This window comes from Cupriavidus sp. YAF13 (assembly GCF_052113425.1).
GTDB lineage: Bacteria > Pseudomonadota > Gammaproteobacteria > Burkholderiales > Burkholderiaceae > Cupriavidus.
In genome coordinates this window covers 1-19176 of record NZ_JBFRDD010000093.1, presented here as the reverse complement: position 1 = coordinate 19176, position 19176 = coordinate 1, and the positions used below count along the sequence as shown (strand labels likewise).

Below are 19176 nucleotides of genomic sequence, written 5' to 3'. Positions count from 1 at the left end.
GGCGATCAGGTCTTCGGGAATGGCCGGCAGTTCACGGTCTGCGGCTTGGCTGGTCTTCGTCTTGCGTGGCATACATGCTCCTTGGCGACATGTTATGCCCTAAACACAAAATTTCTGACAGGCCCGCAGCCCCCGCAGGGGGATGTCGTATGGCCCTTGGGTCCAAAAACCAACGCCGCACAAAGAAAACCCAACCAAGGCAACAAGAGCCAACGGTTCTACCCTTGCCCCTCCCCCAATAATCACTCCTCCCCCACCCTCCCCAAAACCGGCAAAACCGGCAACTCCCCCGCCACCTCCGCAATCATCCTACGCATCCACATCACATCCGGCGCAGCATGACACCGCTCATGCCACAGCTGATAAAACCGCATCCGCGGAAACGCCACTGGCGACGGCACCATCTTCAGCGGCAGGTACTGCGCATAATGCGCGGCAAACTGCCGCCCCGTGGTGAACACCATATCGGTCTTCATCAACACATACGGCACCAGCCCGAAATACGGCAACGTGACCTGGATATTGCGCTTGTACCCCTGCTCGGCCAGCGCCTGGTCGATCATGCTGCGCTGCATCGAGGCATAAGGCGCGGGCGCGAGGTGCGGCATCTCCAGGTAGTGCTTGAGGGTCAGCCCCTTGCGCGCCAGCGGATGCTGCGCCCCCAGCATGCACACCACCTCGTCGTCGAACAGCGGCGAAATATGCAGATGTTCCGGTGGCGACAGCCAGTTGCCGACCACGATGTCGAGTTGCCCTTGTTCCAGGCTGTCGAGGAAGTCGCTCGATGACGTCATCGGGTGCACGAACAGCTTGGCGCCGGGCGCCAGCCGGCGCACGCGCTCGACGATGTTGGGCAAGAAGAAGGCGTCCAGGTAGTCCGGCGCGCCCAGGTGGAAGGTACGGGTAGTGGTGGCCGGGTCGAAATGCTGGGGTGGCCGGGCGATGCGGTCCATGGCCGCCAGGCTCTGTTCGGCCAGCTGCAGCAGCTCGCGGCCGCGTTCGGTCGGCACCATGCCGCTCTTGCCGCGCACGAGGATGGCATCCCCCGTGATTTCCCTTAGCCGCTTGAGCGTATTGCTGATGGCAGGCTGCGACTGGCCGAGGCGGACCGCAGTGCGGGTCACGCTCTGCTCGGTGAGCAGGGTGTGCAGCACCCGCAGCAAATAGGTGTCGAGATGGTCGCGTCCGTGCATGGCGAGGGGGCGCCTGGCGCGCTTCGCGGCCGGTGGCGTGGGGAATGGGAACGGCGCATAGTGTATGTCAGGCACCCCGTCATTGGTCAAATCCGGTGGCCGCCGCCCTCGCCGGCCGCCTGAACGCTCTCCCCGCTTGATGGGGCATATCACCTGGGCCGAATATTGCATCATCGGCGTCAGTGCTATGTTTGGCCCCATCCACAAAGAGAGAAGACACCATGGAGACGCAAACCATCCGCTTTTACCACCGGGGCAAGGTCACGGAGGTCGCAGACGCCCCCGTTACCCGCACCGTGCTGCAGTACCTGCGCGAGGACGCGCGCTGCACGGGCACCAAGGAGGGCTGCGCCGAAGGCGATTGCGGGGCATGCACCGTGGTGCTGGGCGAACTGGGCGAAAACGGCCAGGTCGAGTTCAAGGCGGTCAACTCCTGCATCCAGTTCCTGCCCACCCTGGACGGCCGCGCGCTGATCACCGTGGAAGACCTGCGCCAGGCCGACGGCGCGCTGCACCCGGTGCAGCAGGCGATGGTGGAGTGCCATGGCTCCCAGTGCGGTTTCTGCACCCCCGGCTTCGTGATGTCGCTGTGGGCGCTGTACCAGCAAAAGTCCGAGGACGCCGGCACCGGCCGCGCCCCGGCGCGCGAGGCCATCTGCGATGCCCTGACCGGCAACCTGTGCCGCTGCACCGGCTACCGCCCCATCATCGAAGCCGGCCAGCGCATGATGGCGCTGCCCGCGCCGCAGGCCAGCAAGCTGGACCCGCGCCAGATCGCCGACACGCTGCGCGCGCTGCAGCGCGACGACACCTTCCACTACAGCGCCGGACGCCAGCACTTCTACGCGCCCCGCACCGCCTCGGCCTTTGCCGCCATCAAGGCCGCCGAGCCCGGCGTGCGCATCCTGGCCGGCAGCACCGACGTGGGGCTGTGGGTGACCAAGCAGTTCCGCGAGCTGGGCAACCTGCTGTACGTGGGCCAGGTGGCTGACCTGAACGGCATCCGCGAAATCGATGGCGCCCTGGAAATCGGCGCGGCGGTCTCGCTGGAGCGCGCCTACGCCGCGCTTAACGACGGCCATCCCGAGCTGGAGGAATTGTGGAAGCGTTTCGCTTCCCTGCCGATCCGCAATGCCGGCACGCTGGGCGGCAATATCGCCAACGGCTCGCCGATCGGCGACTCCATGCCCGCGCTGATCGCGCTTGGCACCGAAGTGGTGCTGCAGCGCGCAGACGTGCGCCGCGCCATGCCGCTGGAGGATCTCTACCTGGCCTACCAGAAGACCGCCATGGCCGAAGGCGAGTTCGTCGCCGCGCTGCGCGTGCCGCTGACGGGCCCTCAGCACATGCGCACCTATAAATTGTCGAAACGTTTCGACGAGGACATTTCCGCGGTGTGCGCCGCCTTTGCACTGACCATCGAGGACGGCACGATCCGGCATGCGCGCGTGGCCTTTGGCGGCATGGCGGCCACGCCCAAGCGCGGCGCGCACGCCGAAGCCGCGCTGCTTGGCCAGCCCTGGACGGAAGCCACCGCCCGCGCCGCCATGAGCGCGCTGGCGCAGGATTTCACCCCGTTGTCCGATATGCGCGCCACCGCCGCGTACCGCAGCCGGGGCGCCGCCAACCTGCTGTACCGCTTCTGGCTGGAAACGCGCGCCGACGCGCTGCCCGCCGCCGCCGTCAATGTCCGCGCCATTGGCGCGGGCGCGGCCATCGCCACCGCTACCGCGTAAGGAGAGATCGGCATGAACAAGCAAACCGAACCCTTCCTGCTCGACACCGCGAGCGAAGCCAGGACCGCCATTTCGACGCCGCAGGTGGGCGTCTCGCGCCCGCACGAATCGGCCCACCTGCACGTGGCCGGCACGGCCACCTACACCGACGACATCCCCGAACTGGCAGGCACGCTGCATGCCGCGCTGGGCATGAGCACGCGCGCCCATGCCCGCGTCAGGTCGATCTCGCTCGACAAGGTGCGCGCCGCGCCGGGCGTGGTGGCGGTGCTGACCGCCGAGGACATTCCCGCCGCCAACGAATGCGGCCCGATCATCCACGACGACCCGATCCTGGCCAACGGCCTGGTCCAGTTCATCGGCCAGCCGATCTTCGTGGTGGTGGCCACCTCGCACGATGCCGCGCGCCGCGCCGCGCGCCTGGGCGCGATCGAGTATGAAGACCTGGCGCCGGTGCTGTCGCCCGAGGCGGCGCACCAGGCCGGCAGCTACGTGCTGCCGCCGATGCACCTCACGCGCGGCGAGCCGGCCAGCCATATCGCCGCCGCCGTGCATCGGGACAAGGGCAACATCCGCCTGGGCGGCCAGGAGCAGTTCTACCTGGAAGGGCAGATCGCTTACGCCGCGCCCAAGGAAAACGACGGCATGCACGTGTGGTGCTCGACCCAGCACCCCACCGAAATGCAGCATGCGGTGGCGCATATGCTGGGCTGGCACGCGCACCAGGTGCTGGTGGAGTGCCGCCGCATGGGCGGCGGCTTCGGGGGCAAGGAATCGCAATCGGCGATGTTCGCCTGCTGCGCCGCGCTGGCCGCCTGGAAACTGCTGTGCCCGGTCAAGCTGCGTCCGGACCGCGATGACGACATGATGATCACCGGCAAGCGCCACGACTTCGTCTTCGACTACGAAGTCGGCCACGATGCCGACGGCCGCCTCGACGGCGTGTCGGTGGAAATGGTTTCGCGCGCCGGCTTCTCGGCCGACCTGTCCGGCCCGGTGATGACCCGCGCCATCTGCCACTTCGACAACGCCTACTGGCTGCCGAACGTGCAGATCGACGGTTACTGCGGCAAGACCAACACGCAGAGCAACACCGCCTTCCGCGGCTTTGGCGGCCCGCAGGGTGCCTTTGCCATGGAGTACATCCTCGACAACGTGGCACGCACCGTGGGCCGCGATGCGCTCGACGTGCGCCGCGCCAACCTGTACGGCAAGACCGAGCGCAACGTCACGCCTTACGGCCAGACCGTGGAAGACAACGTCATCCACGAACTGCTCGACGAGCTCGAAGCAACCAGCGCCTACCGCGCGCGCCGCGAAGCCACGCGCGCGTACAACGCAACCAGCCCGGTGCTGAAGAAGGGCATCGCCATCACCCCGGTGAAGTTCGGCATTTCCTTCAACGTGGCCCACTTCAACCAGGCCGGCGCGCTGGTGCATGTGTACAACGACGGCTCGGTGCTGGTGAACCACGGCGGCACCGAGATGGGCCAGGGCCTGAACACCAAGGTAGCGATGGTGGTGGCGCATGAGCTTGGTATCCGGCTCGAACGCGTGCGCGTGACCGCGACCGATACCAGCAAGGTAGCCAACACCTCGGCCACGGCCGCCTCCACCGGCTCCGACCTGAACGGCAAGGCCGCGCAGGACGCCGCGCGGCAGATCCGCGAGCGCCTGGCCGCATTTGCCGCGCGCCAGGCTGGCGTGGATGCGCACAGCGTGCAGTTCGGCGACGACCTGGTGGTCGCGGGCGAACTGCGCCTGGACTTCAGCGACCTGGCGCGGCAAGCCTATGTGGCGCGGGTGCAGCTGTGGTCCGATGGCTTCTACACCACGCCCAAGTTGTACTGGGACCAATCGAAACTGCAAGGGCGGCCGTTCTATTACTTCGCCTATGGCGCGGCGTGCTCGGAAGTGCTGGTGGACACGCTCACCGGCGAATGGCGCCTGCTGCGCGCCGACGTGCTGCACGACGCGGGCCGCTCGCTCAACCCGGCCATCGACATCGGCCAGGTAGAGGGTGGGTTTATCCAGGGCATGGGCTGGCTGACCACCGAGGAACTGTGGTGGAACAAGGACGGCAAGCTGATGACGCATGCGCCCTCCACCTACAAGATCCCGACCGTCAACGACTGCCCGGAAGACTTCCACGTGCGGCTGTTCGAGAACGACAACGCGGAAGACAGCATCCATCGTTCCAAGGCCGTGGGCGAGCCGCCGCTGCTGCTGCCGTTCTCGGTGTTCTTCGCGATCCGCGACGCGGTGGCCAGCGTGGGGGACTACAAGGTGAACCCGCCGCTGGTGGCGCCCGCGACGAGCGAGGCAATCCTGGATGCGGTGGACGCGGTGCGGGCGGTGCAGTAGGAGACAGCGCCGTGCAGATGCGCCCGCCGGCTCCCACAGGCCATCTTCGCTGAAGACCGCAACGAAGTATCGACAGAGATAACGCTTCACCCAGAGCATCAACCTAAAAAGGCATCACCATGCAGGACGCACCCCTCAAACCCTTCCGCTTCGCCGACGCCACCCGCTGGGTGCGCGCGGGCGTGCCGGTGGCGATGGTCACCATCGCCGAGGTGAAAGGCTCCGCCCCGCGCGAGGCGGGCGTGCGCATGCTGGTGACCGCCGACGAACTGGTTGGCACCATCGGCGGCGGCCATCTCGAATGGCGCGGCATGGAGATCGCGCGCACCATGCTGGCCGAGCGCGACGCGACGCGGCAGATCGTGCGCATCCCGCTGGGCCCGGCGCTGGGGCAATGCTGCGGCGGCGTGGTGCTGCTCGCCTTCGAGGTCCTGGGCGAAGCCGACCTGCCGTGGCTGGACGCGGTGCAGGCCGCGTTCGGCACCGGACGCGCGCTGATGCGCACGGTGCCGCGCACCGGCCCGGTGCAACACGCCCCGGCGCCGGCGCTGCTGCCCTCGGTAGCCTTGCAGGCAGACGGCGGCTGGACCGACACCCTGGTGCCGGACGAGCTGCACGTGGTGCTGTTCGGCGCCGGCCACGTGGGCCATGCGCTGGTCAAGGTGCTGGCCAACCTGCCGTGCCAGGTGCACTGGGTGGATGAGCGCGATACCTTGTTCCCCGCCGGCCTGCCCGATAACGTCACCCCGGAAGCCACTGACATCCCCGAATCCGTGGTCGACCACGCGCCGGCCGGCAGCTACTTCCTGGTGATGACGCACAGCCACGCGCTGGACCAGACGCTGTGCGAGCGCATCCTGCGGCGTGACGACTTCGCCTACTTCGGCCTGATCGGTTCCAAGACCAAGCGCGCGCGCTTCGAGCACCGCATGGCGGAGCACGGGATTGACCCTTCCCGCTTTGCGGAAATGACGTGCCCAATGGGCGTCTGCGGCATCACGGACAAGGCTCCGGCTATGATTGCGGTTGCCATCGTCGCCCAGTTGCTGCAGGTTCGCGACCAGCGCCTCGCCCATCTGGGCGCGCTGAGCGCCAGCCGCGGCGGCAAAGCGACGAGCTCGACGCAAACCAAGACCGCAAAAGGAACCCCATGACGCTCGATGCCGCGCTCGCAGACCGTATCCGCCAGACGCCCAAGGCGGAACTGCACGTCCACATTGAAGGCACGCTCGAGCCGGAGCTGATCTTCCGGCTGGCCCAGCACAACAAGGTCAAGTTGCCGTACGCCAGCGTGGAAGCCCTGCGCGAGGCCTACGCCTTCACCGACCTGCAATCCTTCCTCGATATCTATTACGCCGGCGCCAGCGTGCTGCTGACCGAGGACGATTTCTTCGACATGACGATGGCCTRCGTGCAACGCGCCGTCGCCGATAACGTGCGCCACGCCGAGATTTTCTTCGACCCGCAGACCCATACCGAGCGCGGCGTGCCGATCAATGTAGTGATCGACGGCATTTCCGACGCGCTCGCCCAGGCCCGCACGCAGTACGACTTTTCGAGCAGCCTGATCCTCTGCTTCCTGCGCCATCTCTCCGAGGAAGACGCCTTCGCCACGCTGGAAGCCGCGCTGCCTTACCGCGACCGCTTCGTCGGCATCGGGCTGGATTCCTCCGAGCAGGGCAACCCGCCGGAGAAGTTCGCCCGCGTGTTTGCCCGCGCCCGCGAGCTCGGCCTGCACCTGGTGGCGCATGCCGGCGAGGAAGGCCCGGCGCAATACGTGACCGACGCGCTCGACATCCTCAAGGTGGAGCGCATCGACCACGGCGTGCGCGCCATCGACGACCCGGCCCTGGTGGAGCGGCTGGCCCGCGAGCGCGTGGCGCTCACGGTATGCCCGCTGTCCAACCAGAAGCTCAAGGTCTACCCGGACCTGCGCGACCACTCCCTGCACCGCCTGCTGGAAGCCGGCGTGCTGGTCACGCTGCATTCGGACGACCCCGCCTATTTCGGCGGCTATATGAACGCGAACTGGGAAGCCACTTTCGAAGCCTTGCCGCTGACCGCGGCCGATGGCCACAAGCTGGCGCGCAACAGTTTCGAGGCGTCGTTCCTGCCCGCCTCGCAAAAGACTGCCTTCCTCGCCGAAGTCGACCACTTCTGGCAATCCCCCCTGCCCGCCGCGGCCTCCACGGCCTGAAGCGCGGCTCACACCAAGATGCCGGCGCGCCATGCGCGCGCCGGCGCATGACGAGACATCGATATGACGACCACGCCCCCCACCCAATCCATCACCCGCGCCATCCGTGGCCGTGTGCTGCACTTCCTGCGCGACCCCCAGTTTCATGACGACGCGTATCAGTATTGGGAAGACGGGGTGCTGATCGTCACCGCCGGGCATATCGCCGCGGTTGGCAACCATGCCGACCTGGCCGACCAGATCCCGGCGGGCGCCGAAGTGATCGACCGCCGCGGCAAGCTGATCGTGCCGGGCTTTATCGACACCCACGTGCATTACCCGCAGACCGACATCATCGCCTCGCCCTCGCCCGGCCTGCTGCACTGGCTGGAGACCTATACCTTCCCCGAGGAGCGCCGCTTTGCCGAGCCGGAGTACGCGGCGGCCGTGGCCGGCTTCTTTGCCGACGAACTGCTGCGCAACGGCACCACCAGCGCTGTGGCCTGGAGCACCGTGCATATGGCATCGGCCGATGCGCTGTTTGCCGAAGCCGACCGCCGCAACCTGCGCCTGGTCACCGGCAAGGTGATGATGGACCGCAACTGCCCCGAATTCCTGCGCGACACCGCCGAGTCCGGCGCGCGCGGTTCGGCCGACCTGATCTCGCGCTGGCACGGCAAGAACCGCCTGTCGTACGCCATTACGCCGCGCTTCGCGCCCACCTCCAGCGAAGCGCAGCTGCAAGCCTGCGGCGAACTGGCCAAGGCCTACCCGGACGCGTTCATCCAGACCCACGTGGCGGAGAACCGCGACGAAGTGAAATGGGTGGCCGAGCTGTTCCCGCAAGCCCGCAGCTATCTGGACATCTACGATCACTACGGCCTGCTGCGCCCGGGCGCGCTGTACGGCCACGCCATCTACCTCGATCAGGACGACCGCAAGCGCCTGGCCGACAGCGGCGCGGCGGTGGCGCACTGCCCCACCTCCAACCTGTTCCTGGGCAGCGGCTTCTATGACTTCCACCAGTCCGACGCGCACCGCCTCAACGTGACGCTTGCCACCGACGTGGGCGGGGGCACCTCATTCTCGATGCTGCGCACCATGAACGCCGCCCACAAGGTGGCGCGCATGGGCGGCTACCACCTTAGCGCGTTGCGCATGTTCTACCTGGCCACGCGCGCCGCTGCCGATGCACTGGGCTGGAGCGAGCGCGTGGGCAGCTTCACACCCGGCTGCGAGGCCGACTTCATCGTGCTCGACCCGCAGGCCACGCCGCTGATCGCGCGCCGCAGCGAGCGCTCGGAAACGCTGGAAGAACAGTTGTTCGCCTTCGCCATGCTGGGTGACGACCGCGTCATCGGCGAGGTGTATGTGATGGGCGAACCGGCGAGCGCGCCGGCCACCGCCGCGCACTAATCATCACTTCCCGCTGGGTGACACCGGGTCCGGCCCTGCTGGCTTGACCCGGTGCTTGACCCGGATCAACACCCCTGTCACGCAATCCTTCTAAGCTGTCACACCATCGGCCCGTCCTGTGGCCGCGCATCGCCAGTCTCGGGCCTAGCCCGACCCCGCGTTCGACAACTGAAGGTTTTTGCATGATTGCCACGCAGCAAGCTTCCTTTCCGGAGCCGATTTCCCCTGACGTCCCCCTGCCCTCGCGCAAGATCATCCGCGGCTGGCTGATCCCGCTTGGCGCGCGCAGCACGCCGCGCGCGCTGGCGCTGTTCGCGCTGGACACCGCGCTGTTCCTGGCGGCGCTGGCCGGGGTGGTGCTGTTCTCCCACTGGCTCGCCAAGCTGGCCGCCAGCGTGGTGACGGGGCTGATCATCGCCCGCCTGTTCATCATCGGCCACGATGCCTGCCACCAGAGCCTGACGCCCCGGCGCGGCTTGAACAAATGGCTGGGCCGGTTGACCTTCCTACCATCGCTCACGCCTTACAGCCTGTGGGAAGTGGGCCATAACGTGGTCCACCACGGCTACTCCAACCTCAAGGGCTTCGACTTCGTCTGGCAGCCTTACTCGCTCGAGGAATTCCAGGCCCTGCCGCGCTGGCGCCGCGCGCTGGAGCGGGTCTACCGCACCGGCTTTGGCGCGGGCCTGTACTACCTGGTCGAGATCTGGTGGTTCAAGATGTTCTTCCCCAGCCGCCGCCAGATGCCCACGCGCCGCGCCGTCTTCATGTGGGACTGCACGCTGGTGGCCCTCTTCGGCGTGGCCTGGATCGGCGCGCTGGCGTGGCTGGCCATCGCCACCGGGCAGTCGGTGGCGATGCTGGTCGGGCTGGGCTTCGTGCTGCCGTTCCTGGTCTGGAATTTCACCGTGGGCTTCGTGCTCTACGTGCACCACACCCATACCAGCGTGGCCTGGTACGACACCAAGGCCATGTGGGCGCGCGCCCAGCCCTTCGTCTCCACCACCGTGCACCTGCGCTTTCGCTATGGCATCGGCGCGGCGCTGCACCACATCATGGAGCACACCGCGCACCACGTGGACATGAGCGTGCCGCTATACCGCCTCAAGCGCGCCCAGGCGCTGCTGGAGCATGCGCTGCCGGGCCGCATCATCATCCAGAACTTCACCTGGCGCTGGTATTTCCATACCGCGCGCCGCTGCAAGCTGTACGACTTCAAGGCGCTCTGCTGGACGGACTTCCGCGGCCGGCAGACCAGCGCTAACGCGCCTGTGCCGGCATAACCGGCCATCATCCACCATCACCCGCCACCTGCCGCAGCCACCCTGGCTGCGGTTTGTCTTTTTGGGGCGCGTAATACTCAATTACAAAGTCTTGCCGCACGCTTGTCCCGCCGCGCGGCGCTTGCCTCGTTAAGCAAGGTATCGGTCCCAAGGTCATTGCGCATCCCGACCCGGGGCCGCCCCTTAGACGACGCCTGAGCGCAAATCAGCTCCAACAGGACAAAAAAATGGCAATCAGCAAACCCCATGCGCCCGCACGCCGCCGCCTGCTCCGCGCCGCCCTGCCGGCGCTCGCCTCGCTGGCGGTGCTCGGCAGCCTTGCCGGGTGCGTGACCGAGCGCGTGATAGTACGGCAGCCGCCGCCTGCGCCGCCCCACCAGATGGTCCGCAACATGCCGCCGCCGGTGCATGAAGACCGCGGCCCTGCGCCTGCCTATGGCTGGAACTGGGTGCCAGGGCACTGGAAGTGGGAGGGCAACGACTGGTTCTGGGTGCACGGCCGCTGGGTCCAGCAGCCGGTGCCGGCGATGCCGCCCGTGATCGTGGAACAGATCACGATTGCGCCCCCCGCGCCGCACGCCTACTGGGTGCCCGGACACTGGGTCTGGCGCTTCGAGGGCGGTGGCTGGGTCTGGATGAAGGGCGCCTGGCGCGGCTAAGAGGCCATTGCAAAAAGATGCTGGCGCCGCCGTGGCCGGGGGACGGCCCGGCGGCGCCGACCTGATTACTTAGGCGTCGCCACCGTCTTCCCGCTTTGTGCCGCCATGCGCGCGCGCATGGCGTCGGCCGAGCCGATCTGATGGAACAGCGGCCCGCCCGGGGCGAAGCTGTCGGCCGTGGCGAGCCGGCCGACCACCACCGGCTCGAACCCGGCATCGCGCACCAGTTGCTCGCCGATGCRCAGGGCCTTTGGATCGTCGGCGGCGATCGGCACCGCGATCAGGCCCTCGGCCCGGTGGTTCTCATTGGCGAAGTTGGTGGCGCCCATGAAATTGAAGGCGCGCACGATACGCGCGCCACGCAGGTACTTTGCGGTGGTGATGCCGATGCCCTTGCGCATCGCCTCTTCGGCGATGGCGCCATCGCGCGCGCGCACCGCGTTGGTCGCATCCACCACCACCTTGCCGGCAAAGGCCTTGCCATACTCCGCCGATATCTCGGGCAGCGCCTTGTAAGGGACGGCGAGAAAAATCACATCGGAAAACGCCAGCGCCTCGGCCACCGTCCCCGCACGGGCAAGCGGGCCAAGTTTTTCGACCAGCGGCTTGAGTGCATCCGGGTGGCGCGAGGAGAACAGAACGGGATGGCCTGCCTTCACCCACAGGCCGCCCACCGTGCCGCCGATGCGGCCCGAGCCGATCACGCCGATGGGCACGGGGGTGCCTTCCCGGCTGGTCTGCGCGCGCAAGCGCGAAGGCGAGATCCCCAGCCACATCGCCAGCAAGGCTAGGCTCACGCTGCCGGTGAGCAGGCGGCGATGCCGGTCGATGGTTTCGATGCGCTCTGGAAACGGCATGGCGGACTCCTCGATCCGATGAACATCAAATTTCATGGTGCGGCAACACGGCAAGCGGGTGCGGTGCACTTGGCATGCCTTCAAACTTCAAACTCTAGGCGAAAAATGCAGCGCGCGCCGCCGCCTCCCTGCCGCCGCGTGATCGATTTGGCGCTTGCCACCGTGTGCACTACAGTAAGTAGCACTTGCATCACCCGCGATCCCCCGCCCTTGCGTCCTTGTCCCCACGGAGACGGTAATGGCCCCCGCCCTCCCCTGTCCGCGCCGCTCAAGGCTCGCGCCCGCCGAGCAGCGCAGGGCAGCCGCATGCGCACAGGTGGCGCGGGCGGTGCGGGTGGCCCTGGTGGCCCTGGCGGCGCTGGCCGCCGGCGCACCGGCGGGCGTGGCCGCCCAGGCGCCGCAGGCCGCGCCTGGCGACGAGGTCCACAACCTGCGCGAGGTCACCGTGGTCGCGCCCGCGCCGCTGCCGTCGTTCTCCATTCCGCGCGAGGCGTTTCCCGGCAATGTGCAAACCGCGACGGACGCCGACATGGAGCGCGCCAAGTCCGGCAACCTGTCCTCGTTCCTCGGCGAGACCATGGACAGCGTGGTGATCAACGACGTGCAGGGCAACCCGTTCCAGAAGGACATTCTCTATCGCGGCTACCGCCTGTCTTCCACCCTGGGCGCGGCGCAGGGCATCGCGCTCTACCTGGACGGCATACGCCAGAATGGCGCGCTGGGCGATGTGGTCGACTGGACGACGATTCCCGAGGCTGCCATCAGCACCATCACGCTGGTGCCCGGCAGCAATCCGCTCTATGGCCTCAACGCGCTTGGCGGCGCGCTGGCGCTGGGCACCAAGTCCGGCGAGACGCATCCCGGCGTGGAGGCCGACCTGAGCGTCGGCAGCCACGGCCGCGCGCGGCTCGACGTGAGCGCGGGAAAGAGGCTTGGCGATGGCTGGCACGCCTTCGTGGCGGGCACGGGCTTTCGCGAGGACGGCTGGCGCCAGCTGATCGGCAGCAGCCTGGGCAACCTGTTCGCCAAGGTCGGCCGCTCGACCACCGATACACAATGGAGCGTGAGCGTGCTGGGCAGCAGCAGCAGCCTGTCCGGCAATGGCCTGCTGCCCGACAGCATCTATGGCGGCCAGCGCAATGCCATCTACACCGCGCCCGACCTCACCCGCACGCGCTCGCTGCAGGTCACGCTCAACGGCACGCACCAGCTCAACGCCGAGGGCCAGATCGCGCTGACGGCTTATGCTCGCCTGGGGCACGCAAAGGCCAGCACCGGCGATGTCAGCGACGATTACCTAGAGACCTTGCTTGGCTGCCAGCGCAATGCCGGCAATGCGGGTTGCGAGCCAGGCGCCGCGCCGGCCAGCGCGGTGCTCAATACCTCGACCATCAACACGCATGACTATGGGCTGTCGGGGCAGTGGTCCCATACGGGCGACGTCCACAACGCGGTACTGGGCGCCGCCTTAGCGCTGAGCCGCGCGTCGTATCGCCAGGACACGCAGCCAGGCAACTTCAGCGATGATCGCGTGGCGGTAGCGGACCCCGGCGCCACGCCCAGCACCAACGCCTCGCTCGACGGACGCACCAGCACCGTCAGCCTGTATGCCTCCGATACCGTCAAGCTGCTGCCGCAYAGCTACCTCACCGCGAGCGCGCGCTGGAACACCTCGAGCACGCACACGGTGCTGACCTTGCCGAACGCGTCCGACGAACGCTTCACGTTCTCGAAGCTCAATCCTTCGCTTGGGCTCTCGCACCAGTTGCGCAGCGGCCTCACAGTCTTTGCCTCAGCCTCGCAAGGCACGCGCATGCCGACCGCCATCGAGCTGGGTTGCGCGGATCCGGCCAACGCCTGCCAGCTGCCCACCGGGCTGCAGGCGGATCCGTACCTGCGCCAGGTGGTATCGCGCACGGTGGAATTCGGCGGGCGCTGGAAGGCTGGGGACGCCACCGACCTCACGCTCGCGCTGTACCGCAGCGACAACCGCGACGACATCCTGTTCCAGCGCTCGCCGGTCAGCCCGCTCGGCTACTTCACCAACTTCCCCAAGACCCGCAGCCAGGGCCTGGAGCTAGGGCTGCGCCAGCGGCTGGGCCCGCTGATGCTGCGCGCCAGCTACAGCTACCTGCAATCCACCTACCAGGCGGACGGCCAGATCCAGACGCCGTTCGCGGCGCCCGTCAACGTGCGCCCCGGCACGCGCATGGCCGGCGTGCCGCTGCATAGCGTCAAGCTCAGCGGTGACTGGCGCGCAACCGAGTCGGTCACGCTCGGCGGCGCCATGGTCGTGTCGTCGTCGCGCCCGGTGGCCGGCAATGAAGACGGCGCGCTGAGCGCGCAGGATCCGCGCCTGGCGCGCACCGCCGGCTTCGTGCTGTTCAACCTGCGGGCGAGCTGGCAGGTCGATGCACGCTGGCAGCTCTACGCGCGCGTGGACAATGTGTTCGACCGCCGTTATGAAACCTATGGGCAGGCGGGCCTCAACGTGTTCCCCGGCGGCACGCTGCTGCAGCCCGGCGCGGCGGTGCCGATCGAGCGCTTCGCCGCACCCGGCGCGCCGCGGCTCTTCCTGGTGGGCGTGCGCTATGAATGGAGCGGGCGCTAGCGGCGGCGGGCGCGCAGGAAACCCTTGGCAGTTGCCGTGCCGTCACCAAGAATGAAAGACAACCGGATGGGTTCGCGCCGGAACAACCACAAGCAACGACAAGCAACGCAAGCGGGAGGCGTGCATGGCGACGAGACAGGGAGGTGGCCAGCCAGGCCGGACCATGCTGGCGCTGTGCGCCGCGCTGGCCTGCGCCGCTTGCGCGCCAGGCTCGGCGCCGCGAGGCGCTCAGGCCGCCGTGGCCTATGTGTCGAGCGAGAGTGGCGGCATTGCGGTGATCGACCTCGACCGCCTCGAAATCACTAGCACTCTCGACACCGGCGGCAAGGGCCCGCGCGGCATCGCCATCAGTGCCGACGGACGATACCTGCTGGCCGCCAACAAGGGAACCGGCGACCTTACCGTCATCGGCACACGCGATGGCCAACTGGTCAAACGCATCCCGATCGGCAAGAACCCGGAATTCGTGCGCGTGTCCGGCGGGCAGGCTTTTGTCACCTATGAGCCCGGCGAGCCAGGCAAGGCTGGCGACGACGCGCCGGTCCCGGCGCAGATCGCCGTGATCGACCTCAAGGACTGGCGCGTCACGCGCGCGATCCCCAGCGGCCTGGAGACCGAAGGCATCGAATTCTCGCCGGACGCGCGCCTGCTGCTGGTCACCAACGAGGGCGACGATACGGTCTCGGTCTACGAGCGCGCCAGCGGCCGGCGCCTCAACCTGATCAAGACGCCTCCCGGATCGCGGCCGCGCGGCATCAAGGTGAGCCCCGACGGACAGCGCTATATCGTCACGCTGGAGTCGGCCAACGCGTTCCTGGTGCTCGATGCGGCCGACTACCACATCCTGCGCACGGTGCCAACGCGCAGCGGGCCCTACGGGGCCGCCTTCGACCGCGCTGGCAAACGCCTGTTCGTGGCCGCGTCGCGGGCGGACACCATACAGGTCTTCGATGCCGACAGCGATGAGAACATCGCCAACATCGCCACCGGCAAACGCTGCTGGCACTTCAGCTTCACCCCCGACGACGCACGGCTGCTGATCGCCTGCGGCCGCTCGAACGCCGTCTACGTGGTGGATGCGCGGACCTACCAGCCGCTGCGCGAAGTGGCCGGCGTGGCGCTGAGCTGGGGTGTTGTCACCTACCCGAAAAGCCCGGGGACGCTCGATGCGCCCTGAATGCCTGGACGCTCGCCGCCACGCAGCCAGGTCTTCAGGATTCCGCGCGACTGCGCATATGGGACTCTTTGCCTAACAGGCGAGGGGGAAGCGAAGAAAGAGAGACGCCGCAATCCGCGTCTCTAATGCTGCGCGCTCAGCAATCCGGCCACCGTCTTCGCGCCAGCCTGATCGGCGATCTCCCGCGCGGTCAGCCCGCGGTTGTCGCGCAGCTCGGGCCGGGCGCCTCTGGATAGCAGCAGGCGCACCGTATCGACCTTGTCGTAGCCGGCCGCCCACATCAGCGCGGTGAGCCCGTTGGCGTAGAGGGTGTTGACGTCCACGCCGGCATCCAGCAGTTGCCGCACCACGCTGGCATGCCCCTCGCCGGCGGCGTAGATCATGGCGGTCTTGTCGACGCGATCCGTGGCGGCCAGCTCCGCATGGCGCGCCAGCAGCATCGCCACAATCTCATCAAAGCCGCCGAAGGCCGCGGCCATCAGCGGCGTCACGCCCTGCACGTTGGCCTGGCTGACGTCGGCGCCATGCTCGACCAGCGTGCGCGCCATCTCGGTCAGCCCGCGCTTGGCCGCGGTGAGCAGCGGCGTATCGCCGATGCGGTTGCGCGCATTCACCGCCGCGCCCTGCTGCAGCGCCGCACTCACCGCCGCCGCGTCGCCGGCCCGGGCGGCCGCGAGCAGGCGGGCATTGAGGCTGATGTCGTCGTCGGCCCTGGCCGGCAGGCACAGCGTTCCCATGCCACATAGCAACGCAGCGGCAAGTCCCGCGCGCCACCTGGTGCGTCCGTTCATGTCCGTCCCCCGCCGCTGCCGTTGACTACGTTGCCCGACCCATCGCGACACCCTTGCTGGCTGGGTGTGGAGCTAAGTGTGGAGGTTAGGACGCGCAATTTCAAGGCGCCTCCACTGGCATGCTGCAGCGCGGCGAACGCCGCTTTGGCGCGCGCCGCGATGCGGGTTGTTTTGCCGGCACTCTTGCCTATACTGCTTGTGACCCGGGCCGTCACAGTGCGCGACAAGCACGCCCTTTCGCCCTGGGAAAGCCGGGGCACGAAAAATTCAAGAAAGGAGCTTCCCATGCTCTCATCCCGCAGCCATGCCCGGGTGACCCTCCCCTTGCTGTTGCTTGCACTGGCCGCCGCCGCCGCGGCGCTCATTCCCGCAGCCTTCGGCGCGGACGAAATCCAGGGTGGCGCGACCACCCCGGGCGCGGCCATGACCCGGCCCCTCCCGCCGGTGACACAGGCACAGCTCGACGCGGCCGGCAACAACGCCAACGACTGGGTGCATTCGAATGGCTCCTACGTGCAGACGCGCTACTACCCGGGCAGCCAGATCAACACCAAGAATGTGGCAAAGCTGAAACCCGCGTTCCTGTTCCAGACCGCCGTGCTCGAGTCCATGGAGACCGCGCCGATCGTCGTCAACGGCGTGATGTTCCTGACCACGTCCTATAACCACGTCTATGCGATCGATGCCGTGACCGGCAAGGAGTTCTGGCACTACAAGCACAAGATGGGGCCGATCACGACCTTCTGCTGCGGCCCGAACAACCGCGGCGTGGCCGTCAGCGCAGACCGCCTCTTCATGGGCACGCTCGACGCCAAGCTGGTCGCGCTGGACGCCAAGACCGGCAAGCTGCTGTGGGAAACGCAGATCGCCGATCCCGAACTGGGCTACTCGGAAACCATGGCGCCGGTGGTGGTGGACGACAAGATCCTGATCGGCACCAATGGCGGCGAGTACGGCATCCGTGGCTTCCTCAAGGCGTATAGCGCCACCGACGGCAAGCTGCTGTGGACCTTCTACACCATCCCCGAAAAGGGCCATGAAGGCGTGTGGGCCACCAAGGATGCCACCGGGCGCGACATGAAGCGCGACATCGCGGCCGAGAAGAAACAGCTCGCGGACAAGGGCGGCGATTTCTACAAGGCGCTCGGCGGCGGCGTGTGGATGCCGCCGGCGATCGACCGCAAGAACAAGATGGCGATCTTCGTGGTGGGCAATCCCTCGCCCGACCTGTATGGCGCCATCCGCCCCGGAGACAACCTCTATACGGATTCGATGGTCGCGGTGGACCTGGATACCGGCGCCTACAAATGGCACTCGCAGTACATCGCCCATGACGTATGGGACCTGGACGCCGTCAGCCCGCCGATCCTGGTCGACGTGCGCGACAACAACGGCCAGATGATTCCCGGCGTGATCCACGGCGGCAAGACCGGCCACGTCTATGTGCATGACCGCCGCGACGGCCGGCTTATCCGCTTCTCGCAAGCCATGATCCCGCAGGAAGACATGTGGACCCTGCCCACGGCCAAGGGCGCACGCATGCTGCCGGGCGCCAATGGCGGCGTGGAATGGTCGCCGATGGCCTTCAACCCGAAGACGCGGATGGCCTATGCCGCCAACCTGCACCAGCCGATGACTTACCAGGTGGAAGCTTCGCCCTACCCGGGCGGCAAGCTCTGGCTAGGCGGCGCCTTCAAGACCATCCCGGCCGAGGCGCAGTGGGGCAAGCTCTCCGCGGTGAACATCGATACCGGCAAAGTGGTGTGGGATTACAAGACCGAGCAGCCGCTGATCGGCGGCGTGCTCGCGACAGCCGGCGGACTGGTCTTCAATGGGGAAGGCAACGGCCTGTTCCGCGCCTTCGACGCCGCCACCGGCAAGAAGCTGTGGGAGTACCAGTGCGGCGCGGGCGTGAATGCGCCTGCGGTGTCCTACATGGTCGGCGGCAAGCAGTACATCGCGGTGGCAGCCGGCGGCAATACGCAACTGGACTTCAAGCGCGGCAACAGCGTGCTGGTGTTCGCGGTGCAATAGGGTAATAGGGCAATAGGGATGCGTATCCTGTCCTATCTGTCCTATCTGTCCTATCTGGCCCGGCCCCGGCAGTTAGTGCTGCCGGGGCCGGCGCTTTTGGCGGGCCTGCTGCTGGCAGCCGTCGCCGGCAACGCGCACGCCGATCCCGACGCCGGCAAGCGCAAGGCCGAATCGTGCGTCGCCTGCCATGGCCCGATGGGCAACGCCAGCAATCCACTCTATCCGGTGCTGGCCGGCCAGACCGCGCGCTACATCTACCTGGAACTAAAGGACTTCAAGGAAGGCCGGCGCAGCGACCCGATGATGACGCCGATGGCGGCGCCACTGTCGCGCGAGGACATGCTTGATCTTGGCGAGTATTTTGCCGCGCAAAAACCCATCGCCTCGCAGTTCAAGGCTGGCGGGCAAAAAGTGGAAGCCGGCAGGAAGAAAGCCGAGGAAGTGCTCTGCACCATGTGCCATCTCGGCGGCTTTACCGGGCAGAATGAAATCCCCCGCGTGGCGGGGCAACAGTATGCCTATATCGTCAAGCAACTCGAAGACTTCCGCTCGCGCAAGCGGACTAATGATGCGGGGAGTATGACTAGCGTGGCTCGCGGGCTTTCGGATGCGGATATTCAGAATCTTGCGAGTTATATTGCTAATTTGCAGTAGGTTTTTTGGGGGGCKGGGGGGGGTGGTTGCTGTTTCATTGAGCGGCGATGGCTTTTGCACCCAAGAGCCATACGACATCCCCCTGCGGGGGCTGCCGGTCACTTATATGAACGCGCCCCGGTTTGCTAGGTAAACGTCACGCGATGCTCGATCAGGGTTGGTTGCGATGCTCGATCAGGGTTGGTTGCAGACTTATATCCGGCCTAGTGCAGGCCAAGCCTGCGG

At 67.2% G+C, this 19176-nt stretch carries 14 protein-coding genes; 11 read left to right on the top strand and 3 right to left on the bottom strand.

The genetic code is table 11. From position 1 onward, the window contains the following. Nucleotides 1-242 precede the first annotated feature (242 nt). Nucleotides 243-1193: a LysR substrate-binding domain-containing protein gene (locus tag AB4061_RS38955; protein WP_441641410.1), complete on the bottom strand. Its 951-nt coding sequence runs from the start codon at nt 1191-1193 to the stop codon at nt 243-245. 221 nt (nt 1194-1414) lie between these two features. Here AB4061_RS38955 and xdhA point away from each other — a divergent pair, with 221 nt between their 5' ends. From xdhA to AB4061_RS38920, 7 genes are all read left to right on the top strand, one after another. Further along, nucleotides 1415-2929 (top strand): xanthine dehydrogenase small subunit, encoded by a 1515-nt coding sequence (gene xdhA / locus AB4061_RS38950; protein ID WP_441641409.1) that lies wholly within the window; start codon nt 1415-1417, stop codon nt 2927-2929. A 12-nt stretch (nt 2930-2941) separates the two neighbouring features. Continuing rightward, nucleotides 2942-5293: a xanthine dehydrogenase molybdopterin binding subunit gene (gene xdhB / locus AB4061_RS38945; protein ID WP_441641408.1), complete on the top strand. Its 2352-nt coding sequence runs from the start codon at nt 2942-2944 to the stop codon at nt 5291-5293. 119 nt (nt 5294-5412) lie between these two features. Next, the gene (gene xdhC / locus AB4061_RS38940; protein WP_441641407.1) at nt 5413-6447 is read left to right on the top strand and encodes a xanthine dehydrogenase accessory protein XdhC; all 1035 of its coding nucleotides are present in this window, start codon (nt 5413-5415) and stop codon (nt 6445-6447) included. Next, on the top strand, nt 6444-7490 hold the full coding sequence (locus tag AB4061_RS38935; protein ID WP_441641406.1) for an adenosine deaminase: 1047 nt from the start codon (nt 6444-6446) through the stop codon (nt 7488-7490). The genes xdhC and AB4061_RS38935 overlap by 4 nt, the downstream gene beginning before the upstream one ends. A gap of 63 nt (nt 7491-7553) precedes the next feature. Next, nucleotides 7554-8885: a guanine deaminase gene (guaD, locus tag AB4061_RS38930; protein ID WP_441641405.1), complete on the top strand. Its 1332-nt coding sequence runs from the start codon at nt 7554-7556 to the stop codon at nt 8883-8885. Between the two features lie 182 nt (nt 8886-9067). Continuing rightward, nucleotides 9068-10168: a fatty acid desaturase gene (locus tag AB4061_RS38925; RefSeq protein ID WP_441641404.1), complete on the top strand. Its 1101-nt coding sequence runs from the start codon at nt 9068-9070 to the stop codon at nt 10166-10168. Nucleotides 10169-10395: 227 nt separating this feature from the next. Next, nucleotides 10396-10827, top strand: coding sequence for a hypothetical protein (locus tag AB4061_RS38920; protein ID WP_441641403.1), 432 nt, complete (start codon nt 10396-10398; stop codon nt 10825-10827). Between the two features lie 65 nt (nt 10828-10892). Here AB4061_RS38920 and AB4061_RS38915 read toward each other — a convergent pair whose 3' ends face one another. Beyond that, the gene (locus tag AB4061_RS38915) at nt 10893-11684 is read right to left on the bottom strand and encodes an NADPH-dependent F420 reductase (RefSeq protein ID WP_441641402.1); all 792 of its coding nucleotides are present in this window, start codon (nt 11682-11684) and stop codon (nt 10893-10895) included. Nucleotides 11685-11922: 238 nt separating this feature from the next. On the opposite strand from AB4061_RS38915, the gene AB4061_RS38910 reads away from it, so the two are divergent. Together AB4061_RS38910 and AB4061_RS38905 are read left to right on the top strand one after the other, a co-directional pair. Continuing rightward, nucleotides 11923-14295 (top strand): TonB-dependent receptor, encoded by a 2373-nt coding sequence (locus tag AB4061_RS38910; protein WP_441641401.1) that lies wholly within the window; start codon nt 11923-11925, stop codon nt 14293-14295. A 124-nt stretch (nt 14296-14419) separates the two neighbouring features. After that, nucleotides 14420-15472: a beta-propeller fold lactonase family protein gene (locus AB4061_RS38905; protein ID WP_441641400.1), complete on the top strand. Its 1053-nt coding sequence runs from the start codon at nt 14420-14422 to the stop codon at nt 15470-15472. A 122-nt stretch (nt 15473-15594) separates the two neighbouring features. On the opposite strand, the gene AB4061_RS38900 is transcribed toward AB4061_RS38905, so the two are convergent. Next, nucleotides 15595-16263 carry an ankyrin repeat domain-containing protein gene (locus AB4061_RS38900; RefSeq protein ID WP_441641399.1) on the bottom strand — a complete coding sequence of 223 codons (669 nt, stop codon included), beginning with the start codon at nt 16261-16263 and terminating at the stop codon, nt 15595-15597. Nucleotides 16264-16548: 285 nt separating this feature from the next. Between AB4061_RS38900 and AB4061_RS38895 the strand changes: the two genes are divergently transcribed. Both AB4061_RS38895 and AB4061_RS38890 read left to right on the top strand, forming a co-directional pair. After that, on the top strand, nt 16549-18297 hold the full coding sequence (locus AB4061_RS38895) for a pyrroloquinoline quinone-dependent dehydrogenase (protein ID WP_441641398.1): 1749 nt from the start codon (nt 16549-16551) through the stop codon (nt 18295-18297). Nucleotides 18298-18315: 18 nt separating this feature from the next. Then, entirely contained in the window at nt 18316-18951 is a 636-nt protein-coding gene (locus tag AB4061_RS38890) for a c-type cytochrome (protein ID WP_441641397.1), read from the top strand. The last annotated feature ends 225 nt before the right edge of the window (nt 18952-19176 follow it).